Genomic DNA, 14491 nt, shown 5'->3' with positions numbered 1-14491 from the left:
TCAACCGGGCGGGTCTCGGGGACCGATGGGGCAAGGCAAAGGGCAATGCGCAAGGCTCCGGCTGTGGTGCTGGGGAATGCTTATCGCCGCGGTCCGGGCACCGCAACCTCGGCAGCCGGGCCGGTGGCCCGCTGCGCAAAATATCGCAAATCTGTCATCTTTCCCGGCTAGAGCCGGTCCGAACCACGCGGCGCGATCAGCCGGGCCAGCACCCCGTCGCGGGTGACGCGACCGCCGCCCTCGACCGGCAGCGAGGCGTGTTCGGCCAGCCGCCCCATCACCTCGCGCACCGGCAGGTCGCGGGGCAGCGGGTCCCCCTCGGCTTCGCCCGGTTCGACCATGTCCTCGGCGGTCAACACGCCAAGCGGGTTCATATGGGCGACGAAATCGGCGACATAGCCATTGACAGGGTTGGCGATGATCTCGCGCGCGGTGCCGATCTGGACGATGCGCCCGCCCTCCATCAGGGCGATGCGATTGCCCAGCTTGAAGGCCTCATCGAGGTCATGGCTGACGAAGACGATGGTGCGCCGGGTCTTGGCCTGCAACTCCAGCAATTCATCCTGCAGCCGGGTGCGGATCAGCGGGTCCAGCGCCGAGAACGGCTCGTCCATCAACAGGATCGGCGCCTCGGTGGCGAAGGCGCGAGCCAGACCCACGCGCTGCTGCATCCCGCCCGAAAGATCGCCCACCTTGCGATCGGCCCAATCGGTCAGTCCGACGGTGGCCAGTTGCCGGTCCACCTTCTCGGCGCGCTCGGCGGGCGAGAGACCGGCCAGTTCCAGCCCCAGCCCGACATTCTCGCGCACGGTGCGCCAGGGCAAAAGGCCGAATTGCTGGAAGACCATCGCCACCTGACGCAGGCGGATGTCGCGCAGCGCCCGCTTGCCCGCGCCAGTGACCGAGGTCATGCCCTGGTCGGTGCGCACCCGCACCTCGCCCCGGCAGACATCGTTCAGCGCATTGACCGCGCGGAGCAGCGTGGACTTGCCCGAGCCCGAGAGGCCCATCAGCACCAGGATCTCGCCCTGCTTGACCTCGAGGCTGCAATCATGCACGCCCAGCACCTGCCCGGTCTCGGCCTTGATCGGCCCGCGCTCCAGCCCCTGATCCATCAGCGGCAGGGCGCTTTCGGGCCTGTCGCCGAAGACGATGCAGACCCGGTCGAATTCGACGGCATTCTCGCCCATCCCGGTCATCACCGATCCTCCATCCGCAGCATCCGGTCCAGCATGATCGCCACGATCACGATGATGAAACCGGATTCGAAGCCAAGCGCCGTGTTCACGCTGTTCAGCGCCCGGACCACCGGCACGCCCAGCCCCGATGCGCCGACCAGCGCGGCAATGACGACCATCGACAGCGACAGCATGATGGTCTGGTTCAGCCCCGCCATGATCTGCGGCAGGGCGCTTGGCAGTTCCACCTTCCACAAGAGTTGCCGCGGTGTGGCGCCAAAGGCGGTGGCGGCCTCGATCAGCGACATCGGGGTGGAGGAGATGCCCAGATGGGTCAGCCGGATCGGCGCGGGCAGGACAAAGATCACCGTGGCGATCAGTCCCGGCACCATGCCGATGCCGAAGAAGACGATCGCGGGGATCAGGTAGACGAAGGTGGGCAGCGTCTGCATCAGGTCAAGGACCGGCCGCACCCAGGCATAGAGCCTTGGTCGATGCGCGACCGCGATGCCAATGGGCACCCCCACCGCCATGCAGACCACGCAGGCAGACAGGACCAGCGTCAGCGACTGCATGGTCTCTTCCCAGTAATCCTGGTTGAGGATGAAGAGGAGGCCCAGCAACACCAAGAGGCAGGTCTTCCAGTTCTTCTGCAGGAACCAGGTCAGCGCTACGAAGACCCCGATCAGCACGAAGGGATGCGGCGTTTCCAACAGCCAGAGGATGCCGGCGATGAGCGCGTTCAGCCCGTCCGAGATGGCCTGAAACAGCCAAGCGGCATGGGCGTTCAGCCAGTCGAAAACCGCCTTTGCCCCCTTGCCGACCGGGATCTTGTGATCGGTCACCAGATTGGTCAGTTGCTCCATTCAGCGCGCCTTTTCATCTCTGTCCCGTTCGGTGTTGTGCCGTCAGTCTGTCAGGTGTGCGGCCAGATCACTGGCAACCTGCTGCGGCTGTTCCCAGAAGATATTATGCCCGGCCCCGGCATAGGTGCGATGGTCAGCCTTGGGCAGGGCCGCCTTGACCCAGTCCTGACTTTCAGGCCCGAAAAGCGGGTCCTGATCGCCCCACATCACCGTCACCGGGGCGGTGATGCGCGGGGCAAGCAGGCTCCAGTCCAGCATGGTCAGCCCCTGCAGCACGCCCATCCAGACTTGCTTCGGCACGGCGGCACCCTCGGCCCGCTCGATATCGAGAAACGCGTCCGGGACCGGGTTGGGGTTCGAAAACCAGTCCCGCATGAACTGGCTGTCGGGATCGATGGTGGCGGGCAGGGCGGGGACGTTCTCCCACAGCCATTGGGTCGGCTCGGCGGGCATTTTCACGGTGGTCGAGATCAGCACCAGCCGGTTCACCCGCTCGGGCTCGGTCGCCGCCAGATAGGCCGAGGTGATCGAGCCGAGCGAATGACCGATCAGGTCGGCGGGTTCGATCCCCAGGCCGTCCAGCGTGCGACCTACGTCATGAGCCAGACTGTCCGGCGCATAGCAGCAGTCGGGCGCGGAAGATGCGCCATGCCCGCGCAGGTCCAGCGCGAGGATGCGCCGGCCGGGCAGGGCCTCGGCCAGCGCCGGCGCCATCAGCGACCAGCTGCGGCTGTTGTCGGTATAGCCGTGGATCAGCACGATGGGCGTGCCGATCGCCGCGGCCGGATCGGCGCCAAGCTCCACATAGCCGGCGACAAGCCCATCGCCCAGATCGACGGATTGGCGGGCTGCGTTCCAGCCCGCCTGATCCGGCACCTCGGCCCATGCAGTTGCCGGCAGCGGCACAGCCAGCGCCACCGCAAGCCATGCCGCGCGCCGGATCATCCGGCCAGCGCCTCGGTCAGCGCCGCCTTGGCATCGCCGCCGTCGAAGGTGGTCACGCCGTCGAGCCAAGGGGTGGCGGCATCGGGATTGGCGGTCAGCCAGTCCTTGGCGGCATCGGCCGGGTCGGCACCGTCATTCAGGATCTTGCCCATCACCTCGTTCTCCAGCGCCAGGGTGAATTCCAGGTTCTGCAGGAATTTCCCGACATTGGGGCATGCCGCGACATAGCCGGCGCGGGTATTCGTCGCCACCTCGGCACCGCCGAGGTTGGGGCCGAAGACCTCGTCGCCGCCTTCCAGATAGGTCAGTTCATGCGCGGCGTTCATCGGATGGGGTTCCCAGCCCAGAAAGACGATCGGCTGGCTGGCCTGATCGGCGCGTGTGACCTGCGCCAGCATCCCCTGTTCGCTCGACTCGACCACCTCGAAGGTGCCCAGACCGAACTTGTCCCCGGCCACCATGTCGAGCAGCAGGCGGTTGCCGTCATTGCCCGGCTCGATGCCATAGATCTTGCCGTCCAGCGCATCCTTGTGCTCGGCGATCTTCTCGAAACTGTCGATGCCCAGGTCCTTGCCGGCCTTGTTGGTGGCCAGCGTGTATTTCGCGCCCGTCAGGTTGGTGCGCACCGTGTCGACCGTGCCCGCATCGCGGTAGGGGGCGATGTCGGCCTCCATCGTCGGCATCCAGTTGCCAAGGAACACGTCCACATCATCCGTCGACAGCGCCGTGTAAGTCACCGGCACCGACAGGACCTTGATCTCGGTATCATAGCCGAGCGCCTGCAGGATCGTCGTCGCCACCGCCGTGGTGGCGGTGATGTCGGTCCAGCCGACATCCGAGAAGACGATGGATTTGCAGTCCTCGGCTTCCTGCGACAGCGCCGGGCCGGCCAGTGCGGTGGCGGCCAGTGCGGCGGCGATGATGCGGGTGAGTGTCATGTTTATCTCCCTGTTTTGTTGATTGACCAGTCAATTAAAAACCTGATACGCGCTAAAGACGCAACTTTTTTCTTAAGCGAGGGGTGTGATCCCATGCCCAAGCTCGGGGCCGAGCCTATCCGAAAAGCCGCGCTGATCAACGCGGCAATTGCGGCCGTGGGCCGCGCGGGCAGTCTTGATGTGACGGTGGCCCAGATCGCCCGCGAGGCCGGCATGTCCTCGGCGCTGGCGCATCATTATTTCGGCTCGAAGGACCAGATGTTCCTTGCCGCGATGCGCCATGTGCTGAACGGATACCGCGATTCGGTGCGCGAGCGGTTGCCGGCGGTGGCGCCGCGCAAGCGGCTGGACGCGATCATCGCCGCCAGCTTCGACGAGCCGAACTTTCACCAGGAGGTGATCAGCGCCTGGCTGAACTTCTATGCGCTGTCGCGGGTGAACGATCAGGCCGCGCGGCTGCTGACGGTCTATCACCGCCGGCTGCGCTCGAACCTTCTGGTGGCCTTGCGACCGCTGACCGACCGGCCCGAGCGCGTGGCCGACACGCTGGCGGCGCTGATCGACGGGGTTTACCTGCGCGCCGCCCTTGGCCGTGGCCCTGCCGATGGCGCGGCGGCGATCCGCATGATCGATGATTATCTGAACGAGATCCTGAAATGACCATTGAGACCCAGCCCAGGGCCAGCCTCTACATCGACGGCGCCTTTGTCGAGGGGCAGGGCGCCGCCCTGCCGGTGCTGTTCCCCTATGACGGCAGCCAGATCGCGCTGTTGCACGAGGCGAGCGTTGCGCAGGTGGCCGAGGCTTGCGCCGCCGCCAGCCGCGCCCAGCCCGCATGGGCGGCGCTGGCCCCGGTGGAGCGTGGCCGGGTGCTGCAACGCGCGGCGGCGATCATCCGGGAACGCAACGAAGAACTGTCGATGCTCGAGACGCTGGACACCGGCAAGCCGCTGCAGGAAACGCTGGTGGCGGATTGGGAATCCGGGGCGGCGGCGCTGGAGTATTTCGGCGGGTTGGCGGCGACGCTGACCGGCCAGATGATTCCGCTTGGCCGCGACTGGGTCTATACCATCCGCGAGCCGCTTGGCCTCTGCGCCGGGATCGGGGCGTGGAACTATCCCAGCCAGATCGCCTGCTGGAAATCGGCCCCGGCGCTGGTCATGGGCAATGCCATGGTCTTCAAACCTTCCGAGGAAACCCCGCTCGGCGCGCTGAAACTTGCCGAGATCTTCACCGAGGCCGGGCTGCCCGCCGGGCTTTTCAACGTGGTGCAGGGGCGCGGCGCGGTGGGCGCGGCGCTGACCACGGATGCGCGGGTGGCCAAGGTCTCGCTGACCGGCTCGGTCGCCACCGGCCAGCGCGTCTATGCCGCCGCCGCCGAGGGACTGCGCCACGTGACGCTGGAACTGGGCGGCAAGTCGCCGCTGATCGTCTTCGACGATGCCGATCTCGAGGCCGCTGTCGGCGCCGCGATCATGGCGAACTTCTATTCCTCGGGCCAGGTCTGCTCGAACGGCACGCGGGTCTTCGTACAGGAGGGCATCCGCGAGCGGTTCCTGGACTGTCTGGCCGAACGTATCGCCACCGTCCGCATCGGCGACCCGCGCGACCCGCAAACGCAGTTCGGCCCGATCATCAATGCCGCGCAGGCCGCCAAGATCCGCGAGGCGATTGCCGCCGGTCAGGCCGAGGGCGCGCGGCTGGTGGCGGGCGGCCCGGGCGAGGGAGCCTTTGTTCCGCCGACGGTGTTTGCCGACGCCACCGATGAGATGGCGATTGCCCGCGAGGAAATCTTTGGCCCGGTGCTGACCGCGCTGAGTTTCAGCGACGAGGACGAGGTGATCGCCCGCGCCAATGCCACGCCCTATGGTCTTGCCGCCGGGGTCTTTACCCGCGATCTTTCCCGTGGCCATCGCGTCGCGGCGCGGCTCGAGGCCGGGACCTGCTGGATCAACGCCTATAACCTCACCCCGGTCGAGGCGCCCTTTGGCGGGGTGAAGCTCTCGGGTCTGGGACGCGAGAATTCCGCCGCCGCCATCGAGCATTACTCGCAGGTGAAATCGGTCTATGTCGGCATGGGGGGCGTCGATGCGCCCTACTGAGCCGATCACCGTCTGGGGCCGCGCCGACAGTTCCAATGTTCAGGCGGTCATGTGGGGCGCGGCCGAGCTGGGCCTGCCGGTCAACCGCATCGATGCGGGCCATCGCTTCGGCAAGCTGGACACGGCCGACTACCGGGCGATGAACCCGCATGGCCGGGTGCCGACGCTGAAGGACGGCGATCTGGTGCTGTGGGAAAGCTGCGCCATCCTGCGCTATCTCGCCAGCCGCTATGGCGATGGCGGGGCCTTCTGGCCGGCCGATCCGGTGGCGCGGGCGCGGGTGGACATGTGGGCCGAATGGGCCAAGCACGAGGGCGCCAACCATTTCACCTACCCGGTCTTCTGGCTTTCCGTCCGCACCCCCGAGGCCGAGCGGGACGCCAAGCAACTGGACACCAATATCGCCCGGTGGGAACAGTCGCTCGACATGATCGAGGCGCAGCTCAACCAGCACGACTGGCTGACCGGGCCGGACTTCACCCTCGCCGACATCATCGCCGGCCACTATCTCTATCGCTGGTTCACGCTGGACCTGCCGCGCCGACCGCGCCCGGTGGTCGAGGGCTGGTATGCACGGTTGCAGGACCGCCCGGCCTATCGCCAGCATGTGATGGTCTCCTATGACGCGTTGAGGGCATGATGGCAGAGGCGGATTATGTCATCGTCGGCGCCGGTTCGGCCGGTTGTGCGCTGGCCTATCGGCTGGTTCAGGCCGGGCGTTCGGTCGCGCTGATCGAGTTCGGCGGCACCGATTACGGCCCCTTCATCCAGATGCCGGGCGCGCTCAGCTATCCGATGAACATGGCGCGCTATGACTGGGGTTTCTCGTCCGAGCCCGAGCCGCATCTCGGCAATCGCCGACTGGCGACGCCGCGCGGCAAGGTGCTGGGCGGGTCCTCCTCGATCAACGGCATGGTCTTCGTGCGCGGCAACCGCGCCGATTTCGACCATTGGGCCGACAGCGGGGCGGAGGGCTGGGACTATGCCCACGTGCTGCCCTATTTCAAACGCATGGAGACATGGCACGGCGGCAACGGTCCCTCGGACTATCGCGGCACCGACGGCCCGCTGCATGTGACGCGCGGCCCGCGCAAGAACCCGCTGTTCGATGCATTCATCTCGGCGGGGGAACAGGCCGGCTACCCGCTGACCCCCGACTATAACGGCGCCGAGCAGGAGGGGTTCGGGCCGATGGAGGCGACCATCTGGAACGGTCGCCGCTGGTCAGCCGCCAATGCCTATCTGCGCCCGGCGATGCGCTCGGGGCGGCTGCAGGTGATCACCGGCTTCGCCCGGCGCGTGGTGTTCGAGGGGGATCGGGCTGTGGGCGTCGAGCTGACCCGCCGTCGCCGGACCGAGGTGATCCGCGCGCGGGCCGAGGTGATCCTGTCGGCCAGTTCGATCAACACCCCGAAACTGCTGATGCTTTCGGGCATCGGCCCGGCCGCGCATCTGAAGGATCACGGCATCGCGCTGCGCGCCGACCGGCCGGGGGTCGGCGCGAACCTGCAGGACCATCTCGAGATCTACATGCAATACCGCGCCACCAAGCCGGTCACGCTGTTCTCCTATTACAACTTTTTCGGCAAGGGCCGGGTCGGTGCCGAATGGCTGTTGCGGCGAACCGGTCTTGGCGCCTCGAACCAGTTCGAAAGCTGCGGCTTCATCCGCTCGTCGGACCAGGTGGATTATCCCGATATCCAGTACCATTTCCTGCCCCTGGCCGTGCGCTATGACGGCAAGGCGGCGGCCGAGGGGCATGGGTTTCAGGCCCATGTCGGGCCGATGCGGTCGAAATCGCGCGGCACGGTGCGGCTGGTCTCGGGCGATCCCGAGACCGCGCCCGAGATCCGCTTCAACTACATGTCCCATCCCGATGACTGGACCGAGTTCCGCGCCTGCGTCCGCCTGACCCGCGAGATCTTCGGTCAATCGGCCTTTGACGACTATCGCGGCGACGAGATCCAGCCGGGCGCGGCGGTCACGACCGATGCCCAGATCGACGCCTTCATCCGCGAGCACGCCGAATCGGCCTATCACCCCTGCGGCACCGCGCGGGTGGGTTCGTCAGATGATCCGGATGCGGTGGTCGATCCCGAGTTGCGGGTGATCGGCGTCAAGGGGCTCAGGGTGGCCGACAGCTCGATCTTCCCGCGGATCACCAATGGCAACCTGAATGCGCCCTCGATCATGACCGGCGAGAAGGCGGCCGATCACATCCTGGGGCAGGGGATGCTGGCACCGTCGAACCTCTGAGGGCGCGCGCGGCTTTACCTGATCTTAATCCGGCTGTGCGAAGACGGTGGCAGGGGCGGGGGCGCACTCCCCGCACCCTTCGAAGCGAGGCACCCCACGGCCCCCGGTTCCCCCTCGGGGGCTCTCGTGGGGTGACCTTTCTTCTGCGTGGCTTCAGCCGCCGGTATGGCTCATGTGGCGGCTGACCTGGCCGGCGACGGTCTGGCGGGAATAGTCGAAATCATGGCCCTTGGGCTTGCGAGTGATCGCCTCGCGGATCGCCGCAACCAGCGCCGCGTCATCGTTGCTGGCGCGCAGGGGCGCGCGCAGGTCGGCGCGGTCTTCCTGTCCGAGGCACATGTAAAGCTCGCCGGTGCAGGTCACTCGCACCCGGTTGCAGCTTTCGCAGAAATTATGCGTCAGCGGCGTGATGAAGCCGATCTTCTGCCCGCTCTCCTGCAGCCGGACATAGCGGGCCGGCCCGCCGGTCCGCTCGGCCAGATCGATCAGGGTAAAGCGTTCGGCCAGCCGGGTCCGCAGGTCCGACAGCGGCCAATATTGGTCCAGCCGCTGTTCCTCGCCCATCTCGCCCATCGGCATGACCTCGATGAAGGTCAGGTCGTGGTCGTTCTCGGCGCACCATGCGACCAGATCGAACAGTTCCGGTTCGTTGAAACCCTTCAGCGCCACGGCATTGATCTTGACCCGCATCCCGGCGCGCTTGGCCGCCTCGATGCCGTCCAGAACCTGCGCCAGCCGGCCCCAGCGGGTGATGGCGGCGAACTTGTCGGGGTCGAGCGTATCCAGCGAGACATTGATCCGCCGCACGCCGCAATCGACCAGCTCACCCGCGAAACGCGCCAGCTGGCTGCCGTTGGTGGTCAGGGTCAGCTCGTCCAGACCCTCGCCCAGGTGGCGCGAGGCTTGGCGGAAGAAATCCATGATGCCGCGCCGGACCAGCGGTTCTCCGCCGGTGATGCGCAGCTTGCGGACACCCAAGCCGATGAAGGCCGAACAGAGCCGGTCCAGCTCTTCCAGCGTCAGCAGTTCCTTTTTCGGCAGGAACTGCATGTGCTCGGTCATGCAATAGGTGCAGCGGAAATCGCAGCGATCGGTGACCGACACCCGAAGATAGGTGATCGGGCGGGCAAAGGGATCGATCAGCGGCATCATGTCCATAAGCTGACATGTAGTCGCGTGGCAGGCTTGGCACAAGGTTCCGCCGATGACGCAGCCGCCAGTGGACGCTTTGCCGCGGCACATCTAGGCTGCCGGCAAAACACTCTGGAGGAGGTTACAGATGACCCCGTTCCGCACCCTGCTGCTGCTGACGCCGGCGATCGCGCTGGCCGGTTGCACCGGTCTGCAAAGCACCACCGCATCCCGCCCGGTCGGCACCGCGACCACCACGGCAAAGACCGACGCCCCGGTCGATGCCGCCACCGCCGCCAAGATCGAGGCCGCCGCCGCCATCACCCGCGCGCCCGCCCCGCGCCCGGCCGCGCGGGCCAGTGCCGCCTCGCTGAACACCACCACCACCGAACAGCGCGCCGCCGCCGCCGCGCCGTCAGCCGAAGCGGAAACCAAGCTGGGCAGCACCGTGGCCTCGCTTGGCGATGCGACCGAGCCCGGCTTCTGGATCAAGACCCCGCTGGTCAAGTCGCGCGGCGTCGGGCGGATCGTCAACCCGGCCAATGGCAAATCCGCCAAGGTCGATCTGATCCCGCTGGATGGCCCGGCCAGCGCCGGCTCTCAGGTCTCGCTGCCCGCGCTGCAATTGCTAGGCGTGTCGCTGACCGACCTGCCGACGCTCGAGGTGTTCAAGTCCTAGGACGCCTCGCCCGGAACCAGCCGCCCGGCCTCGCGCCGGGCGAAGGGTTTCATCTGCGCCCCGTGTTCGTCCAGAAACGCCCGCACGCGCGGCGCGTCGCGTTTCGACAGGTCCCGCAGCCACCAGGCGATGGCCTTCTGGATGAACCACTCGCGGTCATCCACCATCCCCCCCGCCCAGCCCAGCACCCGCTCGCGCCGGGTCAGGTCATCGGGCTTGGGGTTGTTCATCTTCGCCCAGGGCAGGGTGCCGACCAGCGCCGCCCGACGGGTCCAGATGTGGTCCGAGCGGGTCCAGCCCTCGACCTGATCCAGCCGTTCGGGATGGGCGACCAGCCGGCGCGAGGCCGCCGACATGGCGTGATCGGCCAGCGCCCAGCCATCGAAATCGGGCACCCAACTGGCGAGCAGTTCCCAGACCGCGCCGTCATCGGGCAGCCGCGCCTGCGTCAGCAGTTTTGCCGCCGCCACCCGCGCCTCGTGGACATTGCTTTTCCACAGCGCATCGGCCAGCGCCACGCGGCCCGCCAGGTCGCGCGCCGCCCGCCATTCGGCCACCAGCACCTCGACCGCTGGCACCGGCACGCCGAGATAGGGGCGCTCGGCCTTGTGATAGGCGGCCATCTCGGCGGCCTTCTGCGGATCGGCCAGCGCGGTCAGCGCGTTCAACTCGTCCATCGGGATCTCCTTCTTCGCCCGGTTCTAGGAACTGCGTCACCCCGCCGCAAGAAGGTGGTGGCGGGTGCCGGGTGCTAGCGGTAAAAGAGCCGCGCAATCACGAGGAATCCCCATGTCCCACGGAACCGACCCCCGCCCGATGACCGCCCGCCGCTCGGGCCCGCTGACCGGCGAAGCACAGGTGCCGGGCGACAAGTCGATCAGCCACCGCGCGCTGATCCTTGGCGCGCTGTCGGTGGGCGAGACCCGGATCACCGGCCTCTTGGAAGGCGAGGACGTGCTGGACACCGCCAAGGCCATGCGCGCTTTCGGTGCTGACGTTCAGCGCGTGGGCGAGGGCGAGTGGGTCGTCCACGGCGTCGGCGTCGGCGGCTTTGCCGAGCCCGAGGGGGTGATCGATTGCGGCAACTCGGGAACCGGCGTCCGGCTGATCATGGGGGCGATGGCGACCACGCCGATCACCGCCACGTTCACCGGCGATGTCAGCCTGTCCAAGCGCCCGATGGGCCGCGTCACCGATCCGCTGGCGCTGTTCGGCAGCCAGATCACCGCGCGCGAGGGCGGGCGGTTGCCCGTGACCATCACCGGCGCGCTCGATCCGCTGCCGGTCCGCTACAAGACCCCGGTCGCATCGGCCCAGATCAAGTCTGCGGTGCTTCTGGCCGGGCTGAACGCCCCGGGCGAGACCGTGGTGATCGAGGCGGAGCCGACCCGCGACCATTCCGAGCGGATGCTGGCCGGCTTTGGCGCGACCATCCGTACCGAGAAGACCGAGGAAGGCCATGTCATCACCCTGACCGGGCGGCCGGAACTCAAGGGTCAGCCTGTCGCGGTGCCGCGCGACCCCTCCAGCGCGGCCTTCCCGGTGGCGGCGGCGCTGATTGTGCCGGGGTCTGAAATCCGCGTGCCGGGCGTCAGCCGCAATCCGACGCGGGACGGGCTTTACGTCACGCTGCTCGAGATGGGCGCGGACATCACCTTCGAGAACCCGCGCGAGGAAGGCGGCGAGCCGGTGGCCGATCTGCTGGTGCGCCACGGCCCGCTGAAGGGCGTCGAGGTGCCCGCCGATCGCGCCGCCAGCATGATCGACGAATTCCCGATCCTCTCGGTCATCGCCAGTTTTGCCGAAGGCAAGTCGGTGATGAACGGGGTGGCGGAGTTGCGGGTCAAGGAAAGCGACCGGATCGATGCGATGGCGCGGGGTCTTGAAGCCAATGGCGTCACCGTCGAGGAAACCCCGGACAGCATGACCGTCCATGGCGCGCCGCGCGTGCCGGGCGGCGCCAGCGCGGTCACGCATCTGGATCACCGCATCGCCATGTCCTTCCTTGTTCTGGGCCTCGCCACCGATCAGCCGGTCAGCGTCGATGACGGCAGCCCGATCATGACCTCGTTCCCCGATTTCATCCCGCTGATGCAGGGCCTCGGCGCCGATCTGGGCTGAGGATCAGTCGGTCTCGACATCGACCGAGCCGGCCGAGCGTCGGCGCACCCGGCCATCCACCTTGGCCTCGATATTGTTGCCGTCGGGGTCCAGCAGGTACGCGGCGTAGTAATCGGGGTGATAGTCGCGCAGCCCCGGCGGGCCATTGTCGCGCCCGCCGTTTGCCAGACCTGCGGCGTGGAAGCGATCCACTGCCGCGCGGTCTGCGGCCTGCAGGGCGATATGGACCTGCGAGACGATCTGCCGCGAGCCGGCGACATCGATGTAAAGCTCGTCGAGCTCCATCCAGTCGCGCCCGACATGGGCATGGTCCGCCACGCCCAGTGCTTCGAAAATCGCTGTGTAAAATTCAACCGACCTGTCGAAATCGCTGACCCGCAGATGAACATGGTCGATCAACCGGCCCTGATGGTAACGCATGGTGACCTCCACCGAGGAAACGCAGCAGGAGAGGTGGCGGTTCGGTTGATAAATCGCAATGAGGGGCGGCGATTCCCGGGGATATCGACGCAAAAGAGAAGAATTTTCTCTCAGATACTCGACAGCAGGATGCTGGTCTCGCTGTTCATCACCCCGTCGACCAGCCGCACCTCGCGCAGGATGCGGTCGAATTCGGTCAGGTTCTCGACCACGATCTCGGCCACCAGATCCCATTTGCCGCTGGTGGTGTGCAGCGTGTGCAGCTCGGGCAGGCCGCGCAGACGGTTGATGACATGGCTGGTGTTGCGGCCCGCCACCTCGATCATCATCACCGCGCGCACGGCATTGTCGTCGTAATCCTCGCGCACGCGGGCGGTGAACCCGAGAAGCGCGCCCGAGGATAACAGGCGGTCCAGCCGGGTCTGCACCGTCCCGCGCGAGACATCCATGATCTCGGCCAGCTTGGCCACCGGGGCGCGGCCGTCCTTGCGTAACAGCGCGATCAACTGGCGGTCGAGATCGTCGAAAATCGGCTTGGCAGCGCTGCGGTGCATGCGGGTTTCCTGCAATTTGTACAGACAACGCCCGCAATATGCACAGCAAACCCGCGAAAATCCATCAGGTTCGATATGTCGCCTGCAATCTGCGTGGTGGATGATAGGCGTAACCCGAGAAAGAGACCCAAGATGACCGCCCCCAAACCCTCTGAACTGGCCTTCGTGCCCTTCGTCAGCGTCGAGAACATGATGCGGCTGGTGAACCGGATCGGCGTGGCCGAGATGCTCTCCGGTCTGGCCGGCTATATCGAGGATGATTTCCGCCGGTGGGAGCTGTTCGACAAGACCCCCCGCGTCGCCGCCCATTCCAAGGAAGGCGTGATCGAACTGATGCCCACCTCGGATGGCGAGACCTATGGCTTCAAATACGTGAACGGCCATCCCAAGAACACCCGCGAGGGGCTGCAGACCGTCACTGCCTTCGGCCTACTGGCCGATGTGGCGACCGGCTACCCGGTGCTTCTGACCGAGATGACGCTGCTGACCGCCTTGCGCACGGCCGCGACCTCGGCGCTGGTGGCCAAATACCTGGCGCCCGAAGGGGCCGATACCATGGCGCTGATCGGCAATGGCGCGCAATCCGAGTTCCAGGCGCTGGCGATGCAGGCGATCTGCGGCGTGACCAAGCTGCGGCTTTACGACATCGACCCGCGCGCCACCGCCAAGGCGATGCGCAACCTGGCCGGTCGGGGCTTTGAACTGACCGCCTGCAAGACCGCGGAAGAGGCCATCCTGGGCGCGCAGATCATCACCACCTGCACCGCCGACAAGCAATATGCCACGATCCTCAGCGACAACATGGTCGGGGCAGGCGTCCATATCAACGCCATCGGCGGCGACTGCCCGGGCAAGACGGAACTGCATCCGGGTATTCTGACCCGTTCGGATGTGTTCGTCGAATATCCGCCGCAGACCCGGATCGAGGGCGAGATCCAGCAGATGCCCGAGGATTTCCCTGTGACCGAATTCTGGCAGGTCGTCAGCGGCACCGCCCAAGGCCGCCGCGATGCACGCCAGATCACACTTTTCGACGGCGTGGGCTTTGCCACCGAGGATTTTTCGGCCCTGCGATATATCCGCGATCAGTTGCAGGGGACCGGGCTTTACCAGGAGCTGGACCTCTTGGCCGACCCCGATGATCCGCGCGACCTCTTCGGGATGCTGACCCGGGCCGAGGACAAGGCGGCTTAGGCCGCCTTCGGGTCAGTCGAATTCGCCGGTGAGATATGCTCGAAAGTTGGTGACGCTTGATCAGGCGGCAGCTTGAATGTGGCGGACGCCGTCGCGGAACTCAACCC

Annotated in this window: 15 protein-coding genes; 7 read left to right on the top strand and 8 right to left on the bottom strand. The window is 66.6% G+C overall.

The genetic code is table 11. From position 1 onward, the window contains the following. Positions 1–167: 167 nt before the first annotated feature. From choV to choX, 4 genes are read right to left on the bottom strand one after another with little or no spacing between them, the layout of a single operon-like run. Positions 168–1199: a choline ABC transporter ATP-binding protein gene (gene choV / locus Q1A36_RS00075; RefSeq protein WP_299837951.1), complete on the bottom strand. Its 1032-nt coding sequence runs from the start codon at positions 1197–1199 to the stop codon at positions 168–170. Beyond that, positions 1199–2044 (bottom strand): choline ABC transporter permease subunit, encoded by an 846-nt coding sequence (choW, locus tag Q1A36_RS00070; RefSeq protein WP_299837948.1) that lies wholly within the window; start codon positions 2042–2044, stop codon positions 1199–1201. Before choW ends, choV begins: the two co-directional genes overlap by 1 nt. A 42-nt stretch (positions 2045–2086) precedes the next feature. Continuing rightward, the gene (locus Q1A36_RS00065) at positions 2087–2989 is read right to left on the bottom strand and encodes an alpha/beta hydrolase (RefSeq protein WP_299837945.1); all 903 of its coding nucleotides are present in this window, start codon (positions 2987–2989) and stop codon (positions 2087–2089) included. Further along, positions 2986–3927 (bottom strand): choline ABC transporter substrate-binding protein, encoded by a 942-nt coding sequence (gene choX, locus Q1A36_RS00060; protein WP_299837942.1) that lies wholly within the window; start codon positions 3925–3927, stop codon positions 2986–2988. The genes Q1A36_RS00065 and choX overlap by 4 nt, the downstream gene beginning before the upstream one ends. Before the next feature lie 93 nt (positions 3928–4020). On the opposite strand from choX, the gene betI reads away from it, so the two are divergent. The 4 genes from betI to betA are packed head-to-tail and all read left to right on the top strand — an operon-like array spanning position 4021 to position 8285. Continuing rightward, positions 4021–4587: a transcriptional regulator BetI gene (betI, locus tag Q1A36_RS00055; protein ID WP_299837939.1), complete on the top strand. Its 567-nt coding sequence runs from the start codon at positions 4021–4023 to the stop codon at positions 4585–4587. Positions 4588–4589: 2 nt separating this feature from the next. Then, the gene (gene betB, locus Q1A36_RS00050; RefSeq protein WP_299839289.1) at positions 4590–6029 is read left to right on the top strand and encodes a betaine-aldehyde dehydrogenase; all 1440 of its coding nucleotides are present in this window, start codon (positions 4590–4592) and stop codon (positions 6027–6029) included. Beyond that, complete coding sequence (locus tag Q1A36_RS00045; RefSeq protein ID WP_299837936.1) at positions 6016–6669, top strand: glutathione S-transferase family protein; 654 nt, start codon at positions 6016–6018, stop codon at positions 6667–6669. Before betB ends, Q1A36_RS00045 begins: the two co-directional genes overlap by 14 nt. Beyond that, on the top strand, positions 6669–8285 hold the full coding sequence (gene betA, locus Q1A36_RS00040) for a choline dehydrogenase (protein WP_299837933.1): 1617 nt from the start codon (positions 6669–6671) through the stop codon (positions 8283–8285). The genes Q1A36_RS00045 and betA overlap by 1 nt, the downstream gene beginning before the upstream one ends. Positions 8286–8438: 153 nt before the next feature. On the opposite strand, the gene moaA is transcribed toward betA, so the two are convergent. Continuing rightward, the gene (gene moaA, locus Q1A36_RS00035; RefSeq protein WP_299837931.1) at positions 8439–9443 is read right to left on the bottom strand and encodes a GTP 3',8-cyclase MoaA; all 1005 of its coding nucleotides are present in this window, start codon (positions 9441–9443) and stop codon (positions 8439–8441) included. Between the two features lie 121 nt (positions 9444–9564). Here moaA and Q1A36_RS00030 point away from each other — a divergent pair, with 121 nt between their 5' ends. Continuing rightward, complete coding sequence (locus Q1A36_RS00030; RefSeq protein ID WP_299837927.1) at positions 9565–10095, top strand: hypothetical protein; 531 nt, start codon at positions 9565–9567, stop codon at positions 10093–10095. On the opposite strand, the gene Q1A36_RS00025 is transcribed toward Q1A36_RS00030, so the two are convergent. Then, positions 10092–10772 (bottom strand): DNA alkylation repair protein, encoded by a 681-nt coding sequence (locus tag Q1A36_RS00025; protein ID WP_299837925.1) that lies wholly within the window; start codon positions 10770–10772, stop codon positions 10092–10094. The genes Q1A36_RS00030 and Q1A36_RS00025 overlap by 4 nt on opposite strands. 112 nt (positions 10773–10884) lie before the next feature. On the opposite strand from Q1A36_RS00025, the gene aroA reads away from it, so the two are divergent. Further along, the gene (aroA, locus tag Q1A36_RS00020; protein ID WP_299837922.1) at positions 10885–12216 is read left to right on the top strand and encodes a 3-phosphoshikimate 1-carboxyvinyltransferase; all 1332 of its coding nucleotides are present in this window, start codon (positions 10885–10887) and stop codon (positions 12214–12216) included. 3 nt (positions 12217–12219) lie between these two features. On the opposite strand, the gene Q1A36_RS00015 is transcribed toward aroA, so the two are convergent. Both Q1A36_RS00015 and Q1A36_RS00010 read right to left on the bottom strand, forming a co-directional pair. After that, positions 12220–12636 carry a VOC family protein gene (locus Q1A36_RS00015; RefSeq protein WP_101754120.1) on the bottom strand — a complete coding sequence of 139 codons (417 nt, stop codon included), beginning with the start codon at positions 12634–12636 and terminating at the stop codon, positions 12220–12222. A gap of 110 nt (positions 12637–12746) precedes the next feature. Further along, positions 12747–13190, bottom strand: a complete 444-nt coding sequence (locus tag Q1A36_RS00010) for an Lrp/AsnC family transcriptional regulator (RefSeq protein WP_299837914.1) — start codon at positions 13188–13190, stop codon at positions 12747–12749. Positions 13191–13322: 132 nt separating this feature from the next. Here Q1A36_RS00010 and Q1A36_RS00005 point away from each other — a divergent pair, with 132 nt between their 5' ends. Beyond that, complete coding sequence (locus Q1A36_RS00005; RefSeq protein WP_299837911.1) at positions 13323–14384, top strand: ornithine cyclodeaminase; 1062 nt, start codon at positions 13323–13325, stop codon at positions 14382–14384. Positions 14385–14491 lie beyond the last annotated feature (107 nt).

The organism is uncultured Paracoccus sp. (assembly GCF_947487305.1).
Classification (GTDB): Bacteria; Pseudomonadota; Alphaproteobacteria; order Rhodobacterales; family Rhodobacteraceae; genus Paracoccus.
Note: the sequence above shows the minus strand (reverse complement) of the source record. Positions and strands in the feature narration are given on the sequence as shown.

What these genes read in the sequence shown, in the direction of transcription:
- betI (WP_299837939.1), top strand. Translation starts at nt 4,021, where the DNA reads ATGCCCAAGCTCGGGGCCGAGCCTATCCGAAAAGCCGCGCTGATCAAC.
- choV (WP_299837951.1), bottom strand. Translation starts at nt 1,199, where the DNA reads ATGACCGGGATGGGCGAGAATGCCGTCGAATTCGACCGGGTCTGCATC.
- choW (WP_299837948.1), bottom strand. Translation starts at nt 2,044, where the DNA reads ATGGAGCAACTGACCAATCTGGTGACCGATCACAAGATCCCGGTCGGC.
- betA (WP_299837933.1), top strand. Translation starts at nt 6,669, where the DNA reads ATGGCAGAGGCGGATTATGTCATCGTCGGCGCCGGTTCGGCCGGTTGT.
- Q1A36_RS00010 (WP_299837914.1), bottom strand. Translation starts at nt 13,190, where the DNA reads ATGCACCGCAGCGCTGCCAAGCCGATTTTCGACGATCTCGACCGCCAG.
- Q1A36_RS00030 (WP_299837927.1), top strand. Translation starts at nt 9,565, where the DNA reads ATGACCCCGTTCCGCACCCTGCTGCTGCTGACGCCGGCGATCGCGCTG.
- Q1A36_RS00045 (WP_299837936.1), top strand. Translation starts at nt 6,016, where the DNA reads ATGCGCCCTACTGAGCCGATCACCGTCTGGGGCCGCGCCGACAGTTCC.
- Q1A36_RS00025 (WP_299837925.1), bottom strand. Translation starts at nt 10,772, where the DNA reads ATGGACGAGTTGAACGCGCTGACCGCGCTGGCCGATCCGCAGAAGGCC.
- moaA (WP_299837931.1), bottom strand. Translation starts at nt 9,443, where the DNA reads ATGGACATGATGCCGCTGATCGATCCCTTTGCCCGCCCGATCACCTAT.
- Q1A36_RS00065 (WP_299837945.1), bottom strand. Translation starts at nt 2,989, where the DNA reads ATGATCCGGCGCGCGGCATGGCTTGCGGTGGCGCTGGCTGTGCCGCTG.
- Q1A36_RS00005 (WP_299837911.1), top strand. Translation starts at nt 13,323, where the DNA reads ATGACCGCCCCCAAACCCTCTGAACTGGCCTTCGTGCCCTTCGTCAGC.
- aroA (WP_299837922.1), top strand. Translation starts at nt 10,885, where the DNA reads ATGTCCCACGGAACCGACCCCCGCCCGATGACCGCCCGCCGCTCGGGC.
- choX (WP_299837942.1), bottom strand. Translation starts at nt 3,927, where the DNA reads ATGACACTCACCCGCATCATCGCCGCCGCACTGGCCGCCACCGCACTG.
- Q1A36_RS00015 (WP_101754120.1), bottom strand. Translation starts at nt 12,636, where the DNA reads ATGCGTTACCATCAGGGCCGGTTGATCGACCATGTTCATCTGCGGGTC.